Source organism: Kosakonia beeri, from assembly GCF_054165705.1.
Map to the genome: position 1 here is coordinate 2,680,781 of NZ_CM135106.1, position 15,839 is coordinate 2,696,619.

Annotated in this window: 18 protein-coding genes; 8 read left to right on the top strand and 10 right to left on the bottom strand. The window is 53.8% G+C overall.

What is annotated here, in order from left to right; all coding sequences use genetic code 11:
* Positions 1 to 3: 3 nt before the first annotated feature.
* Positions 4 to 486, bottom strand: a complete 483-nt coding sequence (locus ACUY4S_RS12720; protein WP_458022373.1) for a GNAT family N-acetyltransferase — start codon at positions 484 to 486, stop codon at positions 4 to 6.
* Positions 487 to 637: 151 nt separating this feature from the next.
* Here ACUY4S_RS12720 and ACUY4S_RS12725 point away from each other — a divergent pair, with 151 nt between their 5' ends.
* Complete coding sequence (locus ACUY4S_RS12725) at positions 638 to 1,582, top strand: L-lactate dehydrogenase (RefSeq protein ID WP_312686248.1); 945 nt, start codon at positions 638 to 640, stop codon at positions 1,580 to 1,582.
* A gap of 10 nt (positions 1,583 to 1,592) precedes the next feature.
* Here ACUY4S_RS12725 and ACUY4S_RS12730 read toward each other — a convergent pair whose 3' ends face one another.
* Positions 1,593 to 2,393 carry a PhzF family phenazine biosynthesis protein gene (locus ACUY4S_RS12730; RefSeq protein WP_458022374.1) on the bottom strand — a complete coding sequence of 267 codons (801 nt, stop codon included), beginning with the start codon at positions 2,391 to 2,393 and terminating at the stop codon, positions 1,593 to 1,595.
* Between the two features lie 1,010 nt (positions 2,394 to 3,403).
* Here ACUY4S_RS12730 and ACUY4S_RS12735 point away from each other — a divergent pair.
* The gene (locus tag ACUY4S_RS12735) at positions 3,404 to 4,606 is read left to right on the top strand and encodes a sugar transporter (protein WP_458022375.1); all 1,203 of its coding nucleotides are present in this window, start codon (positions 3,404 to 3,406) and stop codon (positions 4,604 to 4,606) included.
* A gap of 4 nt (positions 4,607 to 4,610) precedes the next feature.
* Here ACUY4S_RS12735 and ACUY4S_RS12740 read toward each other — a convergent pair whose 3' ends face one another.
* Both ACUY4S_RS12740 and ACUY4S_RS12745 read right to left on the bottom strand, forming a co-directional pair.
* The gene (locus tag ACUY4S_RS12740; RefSeq protein ID WP_312686245.1) at positions 4,611 to 5,768 is read right to left on the bottom strand and encodes an alpha/beta hydrolase; all 1,158 of its coding nucleotides are present in this window, start codon (positions 5,766 to 5,768) and stop codon (positions 4,611 to 4,613) included.
* The gene (locus ACUY4S_RS12745) at positions 5,768 to 6,442 is read right to left on the bottom strand and encodes a MarC family NAAT transporter (RefSeq protein WP_458022376.1); all 675 of its coding nucleotides are present in this window, start codon (positions 6,440 to 6,442) and stop codon (positions 5,768 to 5,770) included. Before ACUY4S_RS12745 ends, ACUY4S_RS12740 begins: the two co-directional genes overlap by 1 nt.
* A gap of 244 nt (positions 6,443 to 6,686) precedes the next feature.
* On the opposite strand from ACUY4S_RS12745, the gene marR reads away from it, so the two are divergent.
* The 3 genes from marR to marB are packed head-to-tail and all read left to right on the top strand — an operon-like array spanning position 6,687 to position 7,768.
* Positions 6,687 to 7,121, top strand: a complete 435-nt coding sequence (gene marR / locus ACUY4S_RS12750; protein ID WP_312686241.1) for a multiple antibiotic resistance transcriptional regulator MarR — start codon at positions 6,687 to 6,689, stop codon at positions 7,119 to 7,121.
* A gap of 17 nt (positions 7,122 to 7,138) precedes the next feature.
* Positions 7,139 to 7,522, top strand: a complete 384-nt coding sequence (marA, locus tag ACUY4S_RS12755) for an MDR efflux pump AcrAB transcriptional activator MarA (protein ID WP_312686240.1) — start codon at positions 7,139 to 7,141, stop codon at positions 7,520 to 7,522.
* A gap of 30 nt (positions 7,523 to 7,552) precedes the next feature.
* Entirely contained in the window at positions 7,553 to 7,768 is a 216-nt protein-coding gene (gene marB, locus ACUY4S_RS12760; RefSeq protein WP_312686239.1) for a multiple antibiotic resistance protein MarB, read from the top strand.
* A 30-nt stretch (positions 7,769 to 7,798) separates the two neighbouring features.
* Here marB and eamA read toward each other — a convergent pair whose 3' ends face one another.
* The gene (gene eamA, locus ACUY4S_RS12765; RefSeq protein WP_312686237.1) at positions 7,799 to 8,695 is read right to left on the bottom strand and encodes an O-acetylserine/cysteine exporter; all 897 of its coding nucleotides are present in this window, start codon (positions 8,693 to 8,695) and stop codon (positions 7,799 to 7,801) included.
* A 195-nt stretch (positions 8,696 to 8,890) separates the two neighbouring features.
* On the opposite strand from eamA, the gene ydeE reads away from it, so the two are divergent.
* A complete protein-coding gene (ydeE, locus tag ACUY4S_RS12770) occupies positions 8,891 to 10,078 on the top strand; it encodes an efflux MFS transporter YdeE (RefSeq protein WP_458022377.1) in 1,188 nt (395 codons plus the stop codon).
* Between the two features lie 95 nt (positions 10,079 to 10,173).
* On the opposite strand, the gene ACUY4S_RS12775 is transcribed toward ydeE, so the two are convergent.
* Positions 10,174 to 11,277 carry a cobalamin-independent methionine synthase II family protein gene (locus tag ACUY4S_RS12775; protein WP_458022378.1) on the bottom strand — a complete coding sequence of 368 codons (1,104 nt, stop codon included), beginning with the start codon at positions 11,275 to 11,277 and terminating at the stop codon, positions 10,174 to 10,176.
* A 186-nt stretch (positions 11,278 to 11,463) separates the two neighbouring features.
* Positions 11,464 to 11,877 carry a rhodanese-like domain-containing protein gene (locus ACUY4S_RS12780; protein ID WP_458022379.1) on the bottom strand — a complete coding sequence of 138 codons (414 nt, stop codon included), beginning with the start codon at positions 11,875 to 11,877 and terminating at the stop codon, positions 11,464 to 11,466.
* A 69-nt stretch (positions 11,878 to 11,946) separates the two neighbouring features.
* Between ACUY4S_RS12780 and ftrA the strand changes: the two genes are divergently transcribed.
* Entirely contained in the window at positions 11,947 to 12,951 is a 1,005-nt protein-coding gene (gene ftrA, locus ACUY4S_RS12785) for a transcriptional regulator FtrA (RefSeq protein WP_312686229.1), read from the top strand.
* A gap of 104 nt (positions 12,952 to 13,055) precedes the next feature.
* Positions 13,056 to 13,151, top strand: coding sequence for a protein MgtS (gene mgtS / locus ACUY4S_RS12790; RefSeq protein ID WP_312686227.1), 96 nt, complete (start codon positions 13,056 to 13,058; stop codon positions 13,149 to 13,151).
* Between the two features lie 601 nt (positions 13,152 to 13,752).
* On the opposite strand, the gene ACUY4S_RS12795 is transcribed toward mgtS, so the two are convergent.
* The 3 genes from ACUY4S_RS12795 to ACUY4S_RS12805 all read right to left on the bottom strand — a co-directional run bounded on the left by ACUY4S_RS12795 (position 13,753) and on the right by ACUY4S_RS12805 (position 15,538).
* On the bottom strand, positions 13,753 to 14,178 hold the full coding sequence (locus ACUY4S_RS12795; RefSeq protein WP_312686224.1) for a GvpU-like protein: 426 nt from the start codon (positions 14,176 to 14,178) through the stop codon (positions 13,753 to 13,755).
* 47 nt (positions 14,179 to 14,225) lie between these two features.
* Positions 14,226 to 14,444 (bottom strand): hypothetical protein, encoded by a 219-nt coding sequence (locus ACUY4S_RS12800; RefSeq protein ID WP_312686221.1) that lies wholly within the window; start codon positions 14,442 to 14,444, stop codon positions 14,226 to 14,228.
* A gap of 188 nt (positions 14,445 to 14,632) precedes the next feature.
* A complete protein-coding gene (locus tag ACUY4S_RS12805; RefSeq protein WP_312686220.1) occupies positions 14,633 to 15,538 on the bottom strand; it encodes a flagellin N-terminal helical domain-containing protein in 906 nt (301 codons plus the stop codon).
* Positions 15,539 to 15,839 lie beyond the last annotated feature (301 nt).

Below are 15,839 nucleotides of genomic sequence, written 5' to 3' on the forward strand. Positions count from 1 at the left end.
GGTTTACTGCATCGCTAAACGCAGATCGGCGACCAGGCTCTTTTCCATAAACAGGCTTAACGGATCGTCCTGGTACGGTGCAAAAGCCGGGCATGTCTGGTAGCCACAACGTTCATACAATTTGATCGCCGACAGTTGCCTGATGCCGGTTTCAAGGCGCAGCGTATGGCAAAAACGGTCATGCGCCGCCCGCTCCAGCGCCGCGATCAGCCTCTCGCCCAGTTGCTGCCCACGGTGAGCAGGGTCGATAAATACCCGTTTCATCTCTCCACTGCCGTCACTGTTCAGTACCACTGCGCCGCAGCCGACAGCCCCGCCGTCGCTGTGCATAATTTTACGCAGGATCAGGCTTGCCGGTGGCAACGCAGCCAGGTCAAGCAGGTGGTTGCTCTCTGCCGGATAAAGCGCGCTCTGGTAGCTGTCCAGCGCGGCAATCAGGGCAATGATCTCGGGTTGGTCAGCCGTGGCCTCAGCAATATGGTACATAGGGGCTCCTTATTGTTATCCTTTTGTTAAAGTAACCATGGGCAACCGTGCGCACGTCATACGATTTACCAATAGATCAGGCTCACCGTTGCGCTTACGTCAGCACAGGCGGTACCTTACGCGCAGAGCTCACCCTGATAACGGAATCTGCATGAATACCAAAGCCCGCAAAGTGATGATTATTGGCACGGGTAACGTGGGGGCCTCCGCCGCCTACGCCCTGCTCAACCAGACCATCTGCGAAGAGCTGATCCTCGTCGACCTCGACAAACAACGGGTTGAGGGTCATGCCCAGGATCTGGCAGATGCGGCTGCATACATGCCAGGCATGATGACTATTTCCACCCGCACTGTAGACAACTGTGCCGATGTCGATATCGCCGTGATCACCGTATCCGGCGGCCCATTGCAGGCGGGGCAGACCCGACTTGATGAGCTGACCAATACCGCACGCATTGTGAAAAATATCGTCCCTACGATGATGGCGAACGGTTTCAATGGGATCTTCCTGGTGGCGACCAACCCTTGCGACATTATCACCTGGCAGGTCTGGAAACTCTCCGGCCTGCCGCGTCAGCAGGTCATTGGTACGGGGGTCTGGCTGGACACCACCCGCTTACGCAGGGCGCTGGCGCAGTCTCTCGACATCGGCGCGCAGAGTATTGATGCGTTTATTCTTGGCGAGCACGGCGACACGCAGTTCCCGGTGTGGTCGCACTCTTCGGTGTACGGCTCACCCATCGCGGACGTTTATCAACGTAAAACCGGCCAGCGGCTGGATGTGGATGCGCTGGCCGATCAGGTGCGTCGCCACGGTTTTGAAATTTATGCCCGAAAAGGCTGTACCGAATATGGCATCGCCGGGACCATTGCCGAGATTTGCCGCAATATTTTTACCGGCAGCCACCGCGCGCTGGCAATCTCCTGCATTCTCGACGGGGAATATGGGGTAAATGAGGTGGCGATCGGGGTGCCAGCCGTGCTGGCACAAAACGGTGTGCAGCAGATTATTGAGTTACAACTGGCCAGTGACGAAGTGGCGAAATTTCACCACTCTGTCGGCGTGATTAAAGCGAATATTGCCCGTCTGCCCTGATTGCGCAGGGTTATGAACGTAAAAACACTCTTCCCATCAGATACAGCGTTGCCTGGCCGCCAATCAGCACGCGATCGCCCTGCCACTCACAGCGCAAATCGCCGCCGCGGGCGGAAACCTGCCGCGCCTGCATGCGCTGTTTACCCAACTTTTCGCCCCAGTACGGGATCAACATACTGTGCGCAGAGCCAGTGACGGGATCTTCAGCAACCGCTTCGCCAGGGCAAAAGAAACGGCTGACAAAGTCAATATCATTACCCGGCGCGGTGACACACACCATCTTGTCCAGCGGGATCATCCCGGTAATATCTGGCTGCAGCGCTTCCACCTGGGCCTGGTTTTCGAGCACCACCAGATAGTCACGCCCGACGCGCACTTCTTTCGCAGCGTCAATGCCCAGCGTGGTAAACAAGAGTTCAGGTGGGTTGCTCACGGCCTCCGTAGACCAGGCCGGGAAATCGAGCGTCAACCAGTCCCCATTACGGCTCACGCGCAATTCACCCACATAACGGGTGGTAAAGCGAATCTCGGTATGCGGGTAATCAAGATACTCAAAAATAATGTGTGCAGCGGCAAGGGTTGCATGACCGCAGAGATTAATTTCATCCAGGGTGGTGAACCAGCGCAATTCGAACCCGCTGTCGTTACGCACAAAAAACGCCGTTTCGGACTGATTGTGTTGCTGCGCCATACGCAGCAGAACCTCATCCGGTAGCCACTCCGTTAACGGGCAGACAGCAGCAGCATTGCCGCCAAAGGTATGGTCGCTGAACGCATCGACCATATAAAAATCAATCACCTCATTTTTCATTTTATTGCTGCCCCTGGTTTTATTGTCATCTTATTGGATAGCATGGCACCGGTGCCAACGTGCCAGCAGGTACGCTTGCTGCCAATCGCGCCGAGCGCCTGGCCTGCCACGTTCCGCTACGGCATTTATCCCGGTTGCTGCATTGTTGTTACATCCTTTCCTTCCGAATGTAACCAAAACGCATTCCGCAAAGCAATTTAAATTAAAGCAATAATTATCAGCATCAATAAGTTAAAACAGAGACAGGCATGTCGTGATCAACCTTGAGTTTTACGGTATTCACACCGCCTCAGCCTGCTGATGGCTTAGCAATAAATTCGATCGAAGGATACGGCCGTCAGCAAAATGGGGTGGTATTTCCTGTACAAATGAATGAAGGAAGAAACTCGCGTTTTCCTGCATTCAAAGTACAAATAAAAAACCCCATAACATCATGATTATAAATTATTTTTTATTTCATTAAAAAGTTACATTTATTGGCAATTTGCCCGTCAAAAATACAGTCCGAGGAATTAATATGGATGGTTATAGCTGCCTTTTATGGGTTCTTGCTGTTTTATGTCTATGGGGACTGTTTGGTTATCTTTGGTGCATATTTGTTGTAAAAGAAACTGATGAAGATGATAAATACGAGGAATGCCCATATGAATAAGCTTTTTGCAAAAACTTTGTTATCTTCGTTTCCAACACCAGCTGTATTTATGGTGTGAAGCAATGAATAGTCTTGGTTGATAGTACTTATGTTTAGCATGGATGCTCAATACCCGGCGAAGACATCCATTATAAATACTTAAAAAGTCTGTTTAACAATCGGTTGCAACCACACAAAGGCTTACTCCGCATCCTAAGAGACGACTATTTCCAATGCGAGACCGCAACACCATACGTACAAACGGCATTAACTTTCATCAAACACAGAATGCGATCCAGATCACAAAATGGTTGTATTTTCGCCAACAAAAGCATTAAGATCATTTCCTCTCCTTTTTCCAACCCATCCAAACACGTTTATGACTACGAATACGGTTTCACGAAAAGTTGCGTGGCTACGGGTAGTAACGCTTGCCGTTGCCGCTTTTATCTTTAACACCACCGAATTCGTGCCTGTCGGTTTACTGTCGGACATTGCTCAGAGTTTCGACATGGATACCCCGCAGGTCGGGATCATGCTGACCATTTACGCGTGGGTCGTCGCCCTGATGTCCCTGCCGTTTATGCTGCTGACCAGCCAGATCGAGCGTCGTAAGTTATTGATTGGGTTGTTCGTGCTCTTTATTGCCAGCCATGTGTTGTCATTTCTCGCCTGGAATTTTAACGTCCTCGTGATCAGCCGTATCGGCATCGCCTTTGCGCACGCCATTTTCTGGTCGATTACCGCCTCACTCGCCATTCGCCTGGCCCCGGCGGGGAAACGCGCACAGGCGCTGAGCCTGTTAGCCACCGGCACCGCCCTGGCGATGGTTTTAGGGCTGCCTATTGGCCGCGTAGTCGGGCAATACTTCGGCTGGCGCACCACTTTCTTTGCCATTGGTATGGGCGCACTGGTCACGCTGGTCTGCCTGGTGAAATTGCTGCCGCCGCTGCCCAGCGAACACTCCGGCTCGCTTAAAAGCCTGCCGCTGCTGATGCGTCGCCCGGCATTACTGTGCATCTATTTACTCACCGTGGTGGTGGTAACCGCCCACTACACCGCTTACAGCTATATTGAACCCTTTGTACAAAACGTCGCCGGTTTCAGCGCCAACTTCGCGACCGTCCTGCTGCTGCTGTTGGGCGGTGCCGGCATTATCGGCAGCGTACTGTTTGGCAAACTGGGCAATAAACATGCTTCCGGGCTGGTCAGTGGTGCCATCGCACTGCTGGTCGCCTCGCTGGTGTTGATGCTGCCCGCGTCCGGCAGCGAGACACATCTGGCGGTGCTGAGCATGTTCTGGGGTATCGCGATCATGGTCATTGGCCTTGGGATGCAGGTGAAAGTACTGGCGCTGGCACCGGATGCAACAGACGTTGCCATGTCACTGTTCTCCGGTATTTTCAATATCGGCATCGGTGCTGGCGCGCTGGTCGGAAACCAGGTCAGCCTGCACTGGTCAATGGATGTGATTGGCTATGCCGGTGCGCTGCCGGCGATGGCCGCGCTGGTATGGTCGGTGGTAATTTTCCGCCGCTGGCCAGTAAAACTGGAAGAGCAGACCAGCGCCGGACATCTGTAAACCCTCATTGTGACGGTGAAATAACCGAATCCATCACCGCGGTTTGCCAGTCAAACCACGGATTCCAGGTCAGGCGGGCGTGAATTTTATCCGCCTCGACCAGCCCCCAGTCGGAATACCACACCGTTTCTCCGGCCAGGCAACGTCTGGCGGCGGCTTCTGGCTGGCCATTCGCGCACAGCATCACACTTCCTTTACGGCCATACAGTGGGTTTTGCGGCGCGAACAGCACCGACATATGAGAAAACTGACTGATGCGTTCGTCCGGCAACGCGTCGGGCCTGACCAGAATGCGTCTGTCACCCTCTGCGCCTGCGGGCGGTTTACCGTACCAGATAACCCGGCTGGCGGGATGGGTAAAATGCCGGGCAAACTGGCCGAGGATCCAGCGGGTGTTCAGCACTGAATCATGCTCCGTCAGCACCATCAACGCCGGTTTGTCCCAGGTTTTCTGCGCCAGCCATTGCCGTGCGCGTGCTGACGTATGCCAGAACTGCGCATAACCGTTAATCGGTACCCGTAGATACCGCGTGGCGATCTGCTGCGGAAAAATGGCACCCGGCGGGCGCAGCCAGTCGCGGAATAACGCCACCGCTGGCGCCAGGAAGTCGTAACGGGTGCGGGATTTAAACGCCGGGGAAAACAGCAATAAGCCCTGCACGTTGTTAGGGTGCGCCATCGCGTAATCCAGCGCCAGATTGCCACCGGTTGAAAACCCACCCAACCACAATGCATCTACCTCTTTGCCGAGTATATCGGCTTGCTCCTGCACCACTTCACGCCACTGTTCCACGCTAACAGTAAGCAGATCAGCGGGCCGTGTACCGTGCCCGGGGAGCAGGACCGTACGCACCAGAAACCCCTGCTTCACCAGTTGCGGCGCAATATCAACAAACGAACCCGGCCCGTCACCCAAACCATGGATCAACAAAATGCCCCGCCGAGTTGGGGTTGCCGGTCGCCACTCTTGCGGTATGTTTAGCGCTAATTCGGCATTTTTATCCAGCGTCTGGAATGCGCGATGCGCGGCTACATACGCCCGCGTCTGCTGTTGATAGCGGGCAAACGTCTTTTGCCCCAGCGGCGGCGTATCCCCCGATCGTTGCTGGCACCCCACCAGCCAGCAGAGCGCCATAATGACAACGGCGAAACGCGTTCCCATCAGGCCCCTGCAGGAAAGGTGGTGATGATTTCCAGCACGCCGTTAATCATAAATTGCACGCCCATGCAGACCAGCAGAAACCCCATCAGCCGGGAGATCGCTTCAATGCCGCCCTTGCCCACCAGCCGCATAATGGCACCGGAACTGCGCAAGCTGGCCCAGAGGATGACGGCAACCGCGGCAAAGACCAGCGGCGGCGCAAGTGTTACTACCCAGTCCGGAAACTCAGCCCCATGACGGATGGTCGAGGCGGAACTGATGATCATGGCAATGGTGCCCGGCCCGGCCGTGCTCGGCATCGCCAACGGCACAAAAGCAATGTTTGCCCCTGGCTCCTCGTCCAGCTCTGCGGATTTGGTCTTCACTTCCGGCGACTCGTGCGGTTTTTGCGGCGGGAACAACATCCGAAAACCAATAAAAGCCACAATCAGCCCACCGGCTATACGCAGGCCAGGAATCGAAATGCCGAAGGTATTCATCACGAGCTGCCCGGCGTACCAGGCAACGATCATAATGGCAAAGACATACACGGCGGCCATTCGCGCTTGCTGATTACGCTGCGCGCTGTTCATGTTCCCCGCCAGCCCTAAAAACAGCGCCACGGTGGTTAACGGGTTCGCCAGCGGCAGCAAAACCACCAGACCGAGACCAATCGCTTTCAACAATTCCAGCATGGTGAACATCACTCCTTGTAAGGGCCAAAACCTCAGCAGTATAGCCGCAACGCAACGTGAAAAGCAGACCCGCGACATCATCACGTTACGGAAAAGTCTGTGCACTCAATTATTTACGCCAGTTATTTTTTAAAAAGATGAACCGTTTTAGCAAATAGTGGCATCGGCCAATTCATCGGGTTGACTTATATTTGCCTGAGCAATAATATCTGCCGTGACTAATCTACTTGCCGGGGCAACCATTGTGAAAAGCACGAATGATCTATTTAACGACATCATTCCTTTAGGCCGCTTGATCCACATGGTTAACCAAAAAAAAGATCGTTTACTGAACGACTATCTGTCGCCGCTGGATATCACCGCCACCCAATTTAAGGTGTTGTGCTCTATCCGCTGCCAGGTCTGCATCACCCCGGTGGAATTGAAGAAAGTACTTTCTGTCGATCTCGGCGCCCTGACTCGCATGCTGGACAGACTGGTATGCAAAGGCTGGATCGAGCGTAACCCGAACCCTAATGACAAGCGCGGCGTGCTGGTGCAGTTAACTGCCGAGGGCGCCGCGCTGTGTGAGCAATGTCATCAACTGCTCGGGCAGAACCTGCATCAGGAATTAACTAAAAACTTAACGGTAGAAGAAGTGGCAACGCTTGAGCATTTGCTTAAGAAGATCTTGCCGTAAAACAAAGAGGTATGACGATGTCCAGACGCAATACTGACGCTATTACTATTCATAGCATTTTGGACTGGATCGAGGATAACCTGGAGTCGCCGCTGTCGCTGGAAAAGGTGTCAGAACGTTCAGGCTATTCTAAGTGGCACCTGCAACGGATGTTTAAAAAAGAGACTGGTCATTCGCTGGGTCAATACATTCGCAGCCGCAAGCTGACGGAAATTGCACAAAAGCTCAAGGAGAGCAACGAACCGATCCTGTATCTGGCGGAACGTTATGGGTTTGAATCGCAACAAACCCTGACCCGCACGTTTAAGAACTATTTTGACGTGCCACCGCATAAGTTCCGGGTGACGGATATGCCTGCAGAATCCCGGTATTTACTGCCACTCAATCACTGTATTTGCTAATCGCCTGTTTTAAGACGTATCGAGGAAAGTATGAAACGTATTGCCTGTGCCGCCGTCACCCTGATGGTGCTGGTATCCGGCCAGAGTTATGCGGAGCAGTTCAGTCATCCGGCGCAACAAAATGCGCGCAATGTGATGATTTTACCCAGCGCCCAGCAAACCTCTCCGTATGACTTTAATCATATGGGCGCGGGAAGCGACAAATCCGACGAATTAGGCGTGCCTTACTACAATCAGCGCGGCTAATCGTGTAGCCCCGCTTCGTGCGGGGCTTTTTTATCCTGCCTGTACCGCCCGGCGCAGACGAAAACCGAAGACATTAATATACAGCCCTGCCATCACTAACACCGCCCCAATCAGTTGCAGCACAGAGAGCGTCTCACCAAGCAGTACCGCTGCACTGGCCATGCCAACCACCGGCACCAGAAGCGACAGCGGCGCGACACGCCAGGTTTCGTAACGCCCCAGCAGTGTGCCCCAAATACCGTAGCCAAGAATGGTGGCAATAAACGCCAGATACACCAGCGACAACAGCGTAGTGCCATCAATACTGACCAGACTTTGCAGGATCACCGCCGGGCCATCGAACACCAGAGAGGCCACCATAAACGGGACAACCGGCACCAGCGCACTCCAGACGACCAGCGACATCACCGCCGGCCGGGAGGTGTGTTGCATAATTTTCTTGTTGAAGATATTGCCGCAGGCCCAGCTAAAGGCGCCCGCCAGGGTGAGCATAAAGCCCAGAAGTGGCACATGCTGACCGCTCAGGCTGGCTTCAATCAGCACCAGCACGCCCACAATTGCCAGCGAAATACCGGCCAGCTGTTTTGCCTGTAAGCGCTCGCCAAACACCCCGGCACCCAGAATGATGGTGAAGAAGGCCTGCGCCTGTAGCACCAGCGATGCCAGCCCGGCAGGCATGCCGAATTTGATGGCGCAGAACAAAAACGCAAACTGCCCGAAACTGATCGTCAGACCGTAACCGAGCAGCAAACGCATCGGCACTTTGGGCCTGGCCACAAATAACAGGGCCGGAAAAGCCACCAGTACAAAGCGTAAACCGGCCAGCAGGAGTGGCGGCATGTTATGCAGACCCACTTTGATCACCACAAAATTGAGTCCCCACGCCACCACGACCAGCATCGCCAGCAGGACATCTTTACGCGACATGCTTCTCCCCTGTGTTGTTTAAAATTTTGTAAAAAATTTACGTTAACGCAAAAAAATGTACAGTGACAGATCATTAAATCAGGTAGGTCAGTTTGTGCATCTGACGACAAATCTGCGGGTGTACTTCGCACTTTATGCATGTTATTGCTGTATACATCACAAAAAACTATAACAACATGCATGTCGGGTACGTCAATGAGTCCAACGCAAACACGCTCCACCGCCGCCTTACTGGCATCATCACTTTTATTGACCATCGGTCGCGGCGCCACGCTGCCGTTTATGACCATTTACCTCAATCGGCAGTATGCGATGGCGGTGGATCAAATCGGCTATGCGATGACGCTCGCCTTAACAATCGGCGTACTGTTCAGCCTCGGCTTTGGCATGCTGGCAGACAAGTTCGATAAAAAGCGCTACATGCTGCTGGCCATCACCGCGTTTATTGCCGGTTTCGCTGCGATTCCGCTGGTGCATCACGCCTGGCTGGTAGTGCTCTTCTTTTCGCTGATCAACTGCGCCTACTCCGTCTTTTCAACCGTGCTGAAAGCCTATTTTGCGGACACCCTCACGCCGACAGCGAAAGCCAAAATCTTCTCGCTGAATTACACCTTTCTTAACATCGGCTGGACGGTGGGTCCGCCGATCGGCACCCTGCTGGTGATGCAGAGCATTAATCTGCCCTTCTGGCTGGCAGCGGTGTGCGCTGCGTTCCCGCTGGTGTTTATACAACTCTTTGTGCGTCGTGTGGCTGTGGGCGACAGCCTGGGCGGCCCGGTGGCGTGGAATCCGTCCGTATTGTTGAAAGACAGAGCCCTGGGCTGGTTTACTCTGTCGGGTTTTCTCGCCTCGTTCGTCGCAGGTTCGTTTGCTTCTTGCCTCTCCCAATATGTCATGGCAGTGGCAGACAGCACTTTTGCCGAGCGCGTGGTCGCCGTAGTGTTACCGGTCAACGCCGCCGTGGTCGTGACGCTGCAGTACGCCGTTGGCCGCAAACTGAATGCGACAAACCTGCGCCCGCTGATGGCTACCGGTACGGTCTGCTTTGTACTCGGTCTGGCCGGTTTTATGTGCTCTGGCAATAACTTATGGCTATGGGGCTTCTCGGCCGCTGTCTTTACGTTGGGTGAAGTTATCTACGCACCAGGCGAATATCTTTTGATCGATAACATCGCCCCGGCGGGGATGAAAGCCACCTACTTCTCGGCGCAGGCACTGGGCTGGCTCGGCGCCGCCATGAACCCCTTGCTGACCGGGATCATTCTGACGACCCTGCCAGCCTGGTCACTGTTTATCATCCTGATGGTCACCATTGTGCTGGCCTGGATGATGATGATCCGTGGCATGCAAATCCGCCCCTGGGGTGTCATGCAGCCGCAATAACAGCGTAACCCGGTAACGCGTGAGCGTACCGGGTTAACGTTACGCGGGGTAAGCCCCCGCAGGTTCGCGATGCCAGGATCGCTTCGCGCTCAGGCTTACCACACTTGTTCCGCAATCGAGGTTACAAGACGGATTTTCTCCCATTGCTGATCAGGTGTCAGGGTGTTGCCCTCTTCGGTTGAGGCAAAGCCACACTGCGGGCTGAGGCAAATCTGGTTGATGTCGACAAATTTTGCCGCTTCCTGAATACGCGCTTTGACCCCTTCCGGGTTTTCAAGCTCGCCGTTTTTAGTCGTGATAAGCCCCAGGACGACCTGCTGTTTACCCGGGCGGACAAAACGCAACGGCGCAAAATCACCGGAACGGTCATTGTCATATTCAAGGAAAAAGGCGTCGACGTTGACGCTGCCGAACAGCACTTCCGCCACCGGCTCGTAACCGCCTTCGGAGATCCAGGTGGAACGGAAGTTCCCGCGACAAACATGCAGACCGATGGTCAAATCCTCGGGTTTCCCTTCCAGCGCTTTGTTGATCACCCGGGCATAAATCCGTGCCAGTTCATCCGGATCGTCGCCACGTTCGCGGATCTGACGGCGCTGATCGTCCGAGCACAGATAAGCCCAGACGGTATCATCCAGTTGCAGGTACCGGCATCCCGCTGCATAAAAGGCGTGGATCGCATCGCGCCAGGTGGTAGCGAGATCGTCAAAGTAGGCATCCAGTTGCGGGTACACCGTGGCATCGATATCTTTACGCCCGCCACGGAAATGCAGCACGCTGGGGCTGGGAATGGTCATTTTCGGCTGCGCATTGCCGCTGATGCTTTTCAGGTAACGGAAATCATCCAGCATTGGGTGATCGCCAAAGGCCAGTTTTGCCGTGACCCGCACGCCGTGCGCCTTGGTTTGAACACCGTTAAACTGGATCCCTTTGTCGGCATCGTAACGTTCCACCCCCTGCAAACCATCGAAGAAGTCGAAATGCCACCATGCACGGCGAAACTCACCGTCGGTGACCACATGCAGACCGCAGGCACATTGCTGTTCAACCACCTGACGAATCGCATCATCCTCCACACGGCGCAGCTGTTGCGCGGTGATCTCCCCCTGCGCAAACTGCGTACGCGCCTGTTTAATAGCGTCCGGACGTAAAAAACTGCCGACTACGTCTGCGCGGAACGGGGCCTGATGTCGCTGCATATTACTCTCCTCGTGCGCCAGGGAAGATGGTTGCCCGGCGTGATAATTCATTATTTGAATATTTAGACTTCTGGATGGCTAAATGTCCAAATAACATGTCACACCGGGCGGGAAGCGGCAAACGAGAAAAATTCACGGGACATGAGGAAAATTCATCTTCCGTAACGGAAGATGAAAGTTCCGCGCTTAAGCAGACTCCATGCTGCTGCCGCGGGCAAAGGTGTAACCCTCATCTTCCCAGCCCGTGATGCCGCCAAGCATAATCTTCACCGGCAGCCCCATACGCGCCAGTTTCAGCGCCGCGCGATCGGCACCGTTGCAATGCGGCCCGGCACAGTAGACCACAAACAGGGTATCCGCCGGCCACTGCGCCATACGCTCCGGGGTCATCTGGCTGTGCGGCAAATGTAGCGCGCCCGGTACATGGCGGCGGGCGAACGCTTCCTCGCTCCCCACGACGTGCAATAACACGAAATCCTGTTCATGGTGCGTCAGGGCGTGGTGCACATCCGCGCAATCTGTCTCCATACTCAGGCGATGCATAAAATGGCTGGCGGCGTCTTCTGGCGAAGCCGCGGGGATCTCAGTTACATAGCTCATATAGTGCTTTCTCCTTGTTTGTGGTACCACTAATCTACCCATAACAGCACAACTTCACTGCCCCTCTTTATGCCAGATAACACCAGGAAAATGACAATTTCACGACAGGAACCGGTACGCCACCGGGTAGTAACGCTCGCCTATGACGGGCTGTGTACATTTGAATTTGGCGTCGCCGTGGAGATTTTTGGTCTGCCGCGTCCGGAGATGGGCGACAACTGGTACAGCTTTGCGGTAGCGGCGGTCGATGAGGGCGAACTGCAGGCCACCGGCGGCGTGCGGGTGGTGGCGGAAGGCGGGCTTGAGTTGCTTGCCGGGGCCGATACGATTGTCGTTCCCGGCTGGCGCGGCGCGCAAACGCCGGTACCGCCGCAATTGTGCGCCGCGCTGCTGGCGGCAAATCAGCGCGGTTGCCGCATTATTTCCATCTGTTCCGGCGTGTTTGTGCTGGCCGCAGCCGGGTTGCTGAACGGGCGAAAAGCCACCACCCACTGGCGCTATACCGCGCTGTTACGCGAACACTACCCGGCAATTGAGGTGCTGGAAGATGCCCTTTATTACGATGAAGGCACAGTGATGACTTCTGCCGGCAGCGCGGCGGGGATTGATCTTTGCCTGCATGTGGTGCGCGAGGATTACGGGATGGAGATAGCCAACCGCGTGGCGCAACGACTGGTAGTGCAGCCACACCGCGATGGTTCACAAACCCAGCAACTGACCCGCCCGGTCGCCCGCACACGCGAGAGCAAACAGCTGGGCCAACTGTTCGACTTTCTTCATCAGCAACTGGCGCAAAACCACACCGTTTCCTCGCTGGCACAGCGTGCCGGCATGAGTCCGCGCACCTTTTTGCGCCGTTTCCAGGATGCCACCGGCACCACGCCGCAGCGCTGGATTTTACAGGAGCGCTTGCAACGTGCGCAGGATCTACTGACCCGCTCACGTATGAGTATTGAACTGGTCGCCGGGCATAGCGGCTTTACCAACGCCGCCTCGTTCCGTCATCACTTTCGCCAGCATCATGGTATTTCCCCGGCGACTTATCGCAAAAAATTTACTGTCCCTGCGAAATAATTAACATTATTCAGCTTTTATTTAACTTCTACGGGTTATTATTGCTCCATCGCGAAATATTAATGTTTGAGAGGTCAGCAGTTAATAAAGATGGAGGTTTAGATATGATCGGAAATATGCATGTATTTATGGCAGTGCTGGGAATTATTTTGTTCTCTGGTTTCCTGGCTGCTTATTTTAGTCACAAATGGGATGACTGATGAACAGCGATACTCCCCCGCCGCGACGGCCTCTTATGCAAACACGTAAGAGGCCGTTTTTTCTTACCGCAACTGAATAAAAAAAACCGCCAGAAATCGGCGGTCAATGCTTGCATGGATAGATTTGTGTTTTGCTTTACGCGCTAACTCATACTGCGGGTTAACGGATCACTGAGCAATTTAGCATCGCCACCATCAACAAACATTAAACGAGCACCTCAACACGAACGCTATTTTTTCCCGCCATGGCCTTGTGTTCAGGGAGATCGTGAGATTTTTAGCGGGCGGGCGAAACGTTTTGCTATTGAAATTCCAGACGATATATCTTTCAGAATGAGCTTATTGTGATAACGTCATGGCTCCACTTAACAGACCGGAGGGGTTATCCCCAATATTAGATTTCAATGCCCGGTTTGCAGCAGCCAAAAGTTTTTATTCACAACGTTCTGCCCGGGTCAACAGCAACCACATGGTGCTATTTGTTCCGTTTGTGGGACGAGACTTACAATAAAATCCTGTATATCCGTGCCACGCAGGAGACGGTGGCCCAAAAAAGTCGTCTAGTGCGGGCCTCTCAGAGAGGCCCTTTTTACGTTTATATTTACGCGTTTTTGGCTTTACCTAAAGAGAAGCCACTGACTTTCGCAATATGCACACGCAATATTGTGCCTTTCACACTTGTCCAGCCCGCATTACCGGTCATCCATGACGGATCTTTAATATGTAAATAATTAAGTGGAATAACGTGGTCGTCTTCGACACGATAATCTTCGGCCAGATCGTCAAAGAAACGGGCAATAGAATTTGTCACTGTTTCATCGCCGGCAACAGACCGGATTGCGCGCGCCGTAAATAACGCATATTCATAACCAGAAACCAGTTCACCGGCCACTACCTGACCGTCGACGACCAGCGTGACCACCATGCCTGCGCCCAAATTCGCGCAGGACACCAGATGAGATAATGCGCTGTCCTGGGTACTGATAGTGGGGGTGACGACTTCTGGCACTTCAGGTTGATATTCCATGTACCTCTCCGCTTCTGGCAGTGAAAGCCGCCCGCAGGCGGCAGTAATCAGTAGAATTGACGAATGGCCTGCTCAGTTTCTTGTTGGGTGACCAGGTCTGAAAACCGGGCGACAAGGAACGTTTCGCCATCCAGTTCCCAGCTTTCAATCGGGATTTCGAGGAATGCACTTTGCTCATTTTTAAACGTGACCGACTTTGCATTGTCTTCCACGGTCACGTTTTCAACCTTACCACCGGCGCGAATTACCACTACATTTTTGCTCATGTCGGTTACCTCAGTTGCTCAAATAGCATTCGACAGTAACACAGTCATTCACTGAATGCCTGTGTCATGCCACGGAATGTTAAGCTCCAAAATTGGGTCTTTTAATTTGGCGTAATGAGGCGGATAACGCTATGGCGTAACTGTGAGGTAGCCCACACTTTAACAACTGAATAAGCTGAAAGAAGGGCTTACCGCAGTAAGGATAGCATGGTTTGCGGTACCTGATTGGCCTGCGCCAGCACTGAGCTACCAGCCTGCTGCAATATTTGCGCCCGCGACATCGTCGACACCTCCGTCCCGTAGTCCGAGTCCAGAATGCGGCTACGCGCCGACGAGAGATTGTTTGCGGCATGGGTTAAATTGCTGATCACCGACTCAAACCGATTCTGGTAAGCACCTAAAGCGCTACGCTGAGTATCGACTGCCTTGATCGCCTCGTCGAGCGCCGCCAGTGGCGTGCCGCTGGTCATACCGCCAGAAGAGACTGCGCCTTTTAACACGTCAAAACCTTCTGCTTTGGTGCTGCGGGCATTGCCGTTGATAAAATCCCCCGACACATCGCGAATATTGCCGGAACTGGCACCTAAGTTGTAACTGTCGCTACTGCCCATGCTGATGGTGATCGCTTCGCCATCATCGGTACCCACATGAAAACCGTAGCTGAAAGTACCGGAAGAGGTATCCAGTATTTTGATGCCGTTGAAATCCGTCTGCGTGGTCACGCGGTTGATCTCTGCCATGCGCTCGTTCACTTCTGCCTGGATAGAGTCAATATCGGAAGCTGAATTGGTGCTGTTTTGTGCCTGTAGCGTCAAATCACGAATACGCTGCAAGTTGTTATTGATTTCACTCAGCGCCCCTTCTGCGGTTTGCGCCAGCGAAATTGCGTCGTTCGCGTTTCGTGCGGCAACGCCCATGCCGTTGATATTTGAGGAGAAGCGGTTAGCGATGGCCTGCCCGGCGGCATCATCTTTCGCACTGTTAACACGCAACCCCGAGGATAAACGCTCAATCGAGGTACCCAACGCCGCTTGCGATTTACTGAGGTTATTCTGGTTTATCAATGAGAGTGTATTGGTATTGATAACAGCCATCGGAGTTCCCTACCCTGAATAATTATTTTCACAGCCAAATGAAATCAAATATTCAGGACTATCGGCGCAGAACAGGTGGCCTTTAAGGATATCCTTAAAACCCATGAATATTGGCAGGTAGGCGATCGTGACGGTAATGCGTGAATGCAGCCAGAGACCAGACCACAGAACAGGTCTCTGGCTGTACAGATTACGGTGATGCCGGGTGCCTCCCGGTGAGTCTGCTCCAGCCCGCAAACCCGCCTTACCCCAAAAAGGTCTGACTGGTAGCCCCTCCGCGCAGGGGGATTCATCACCACGC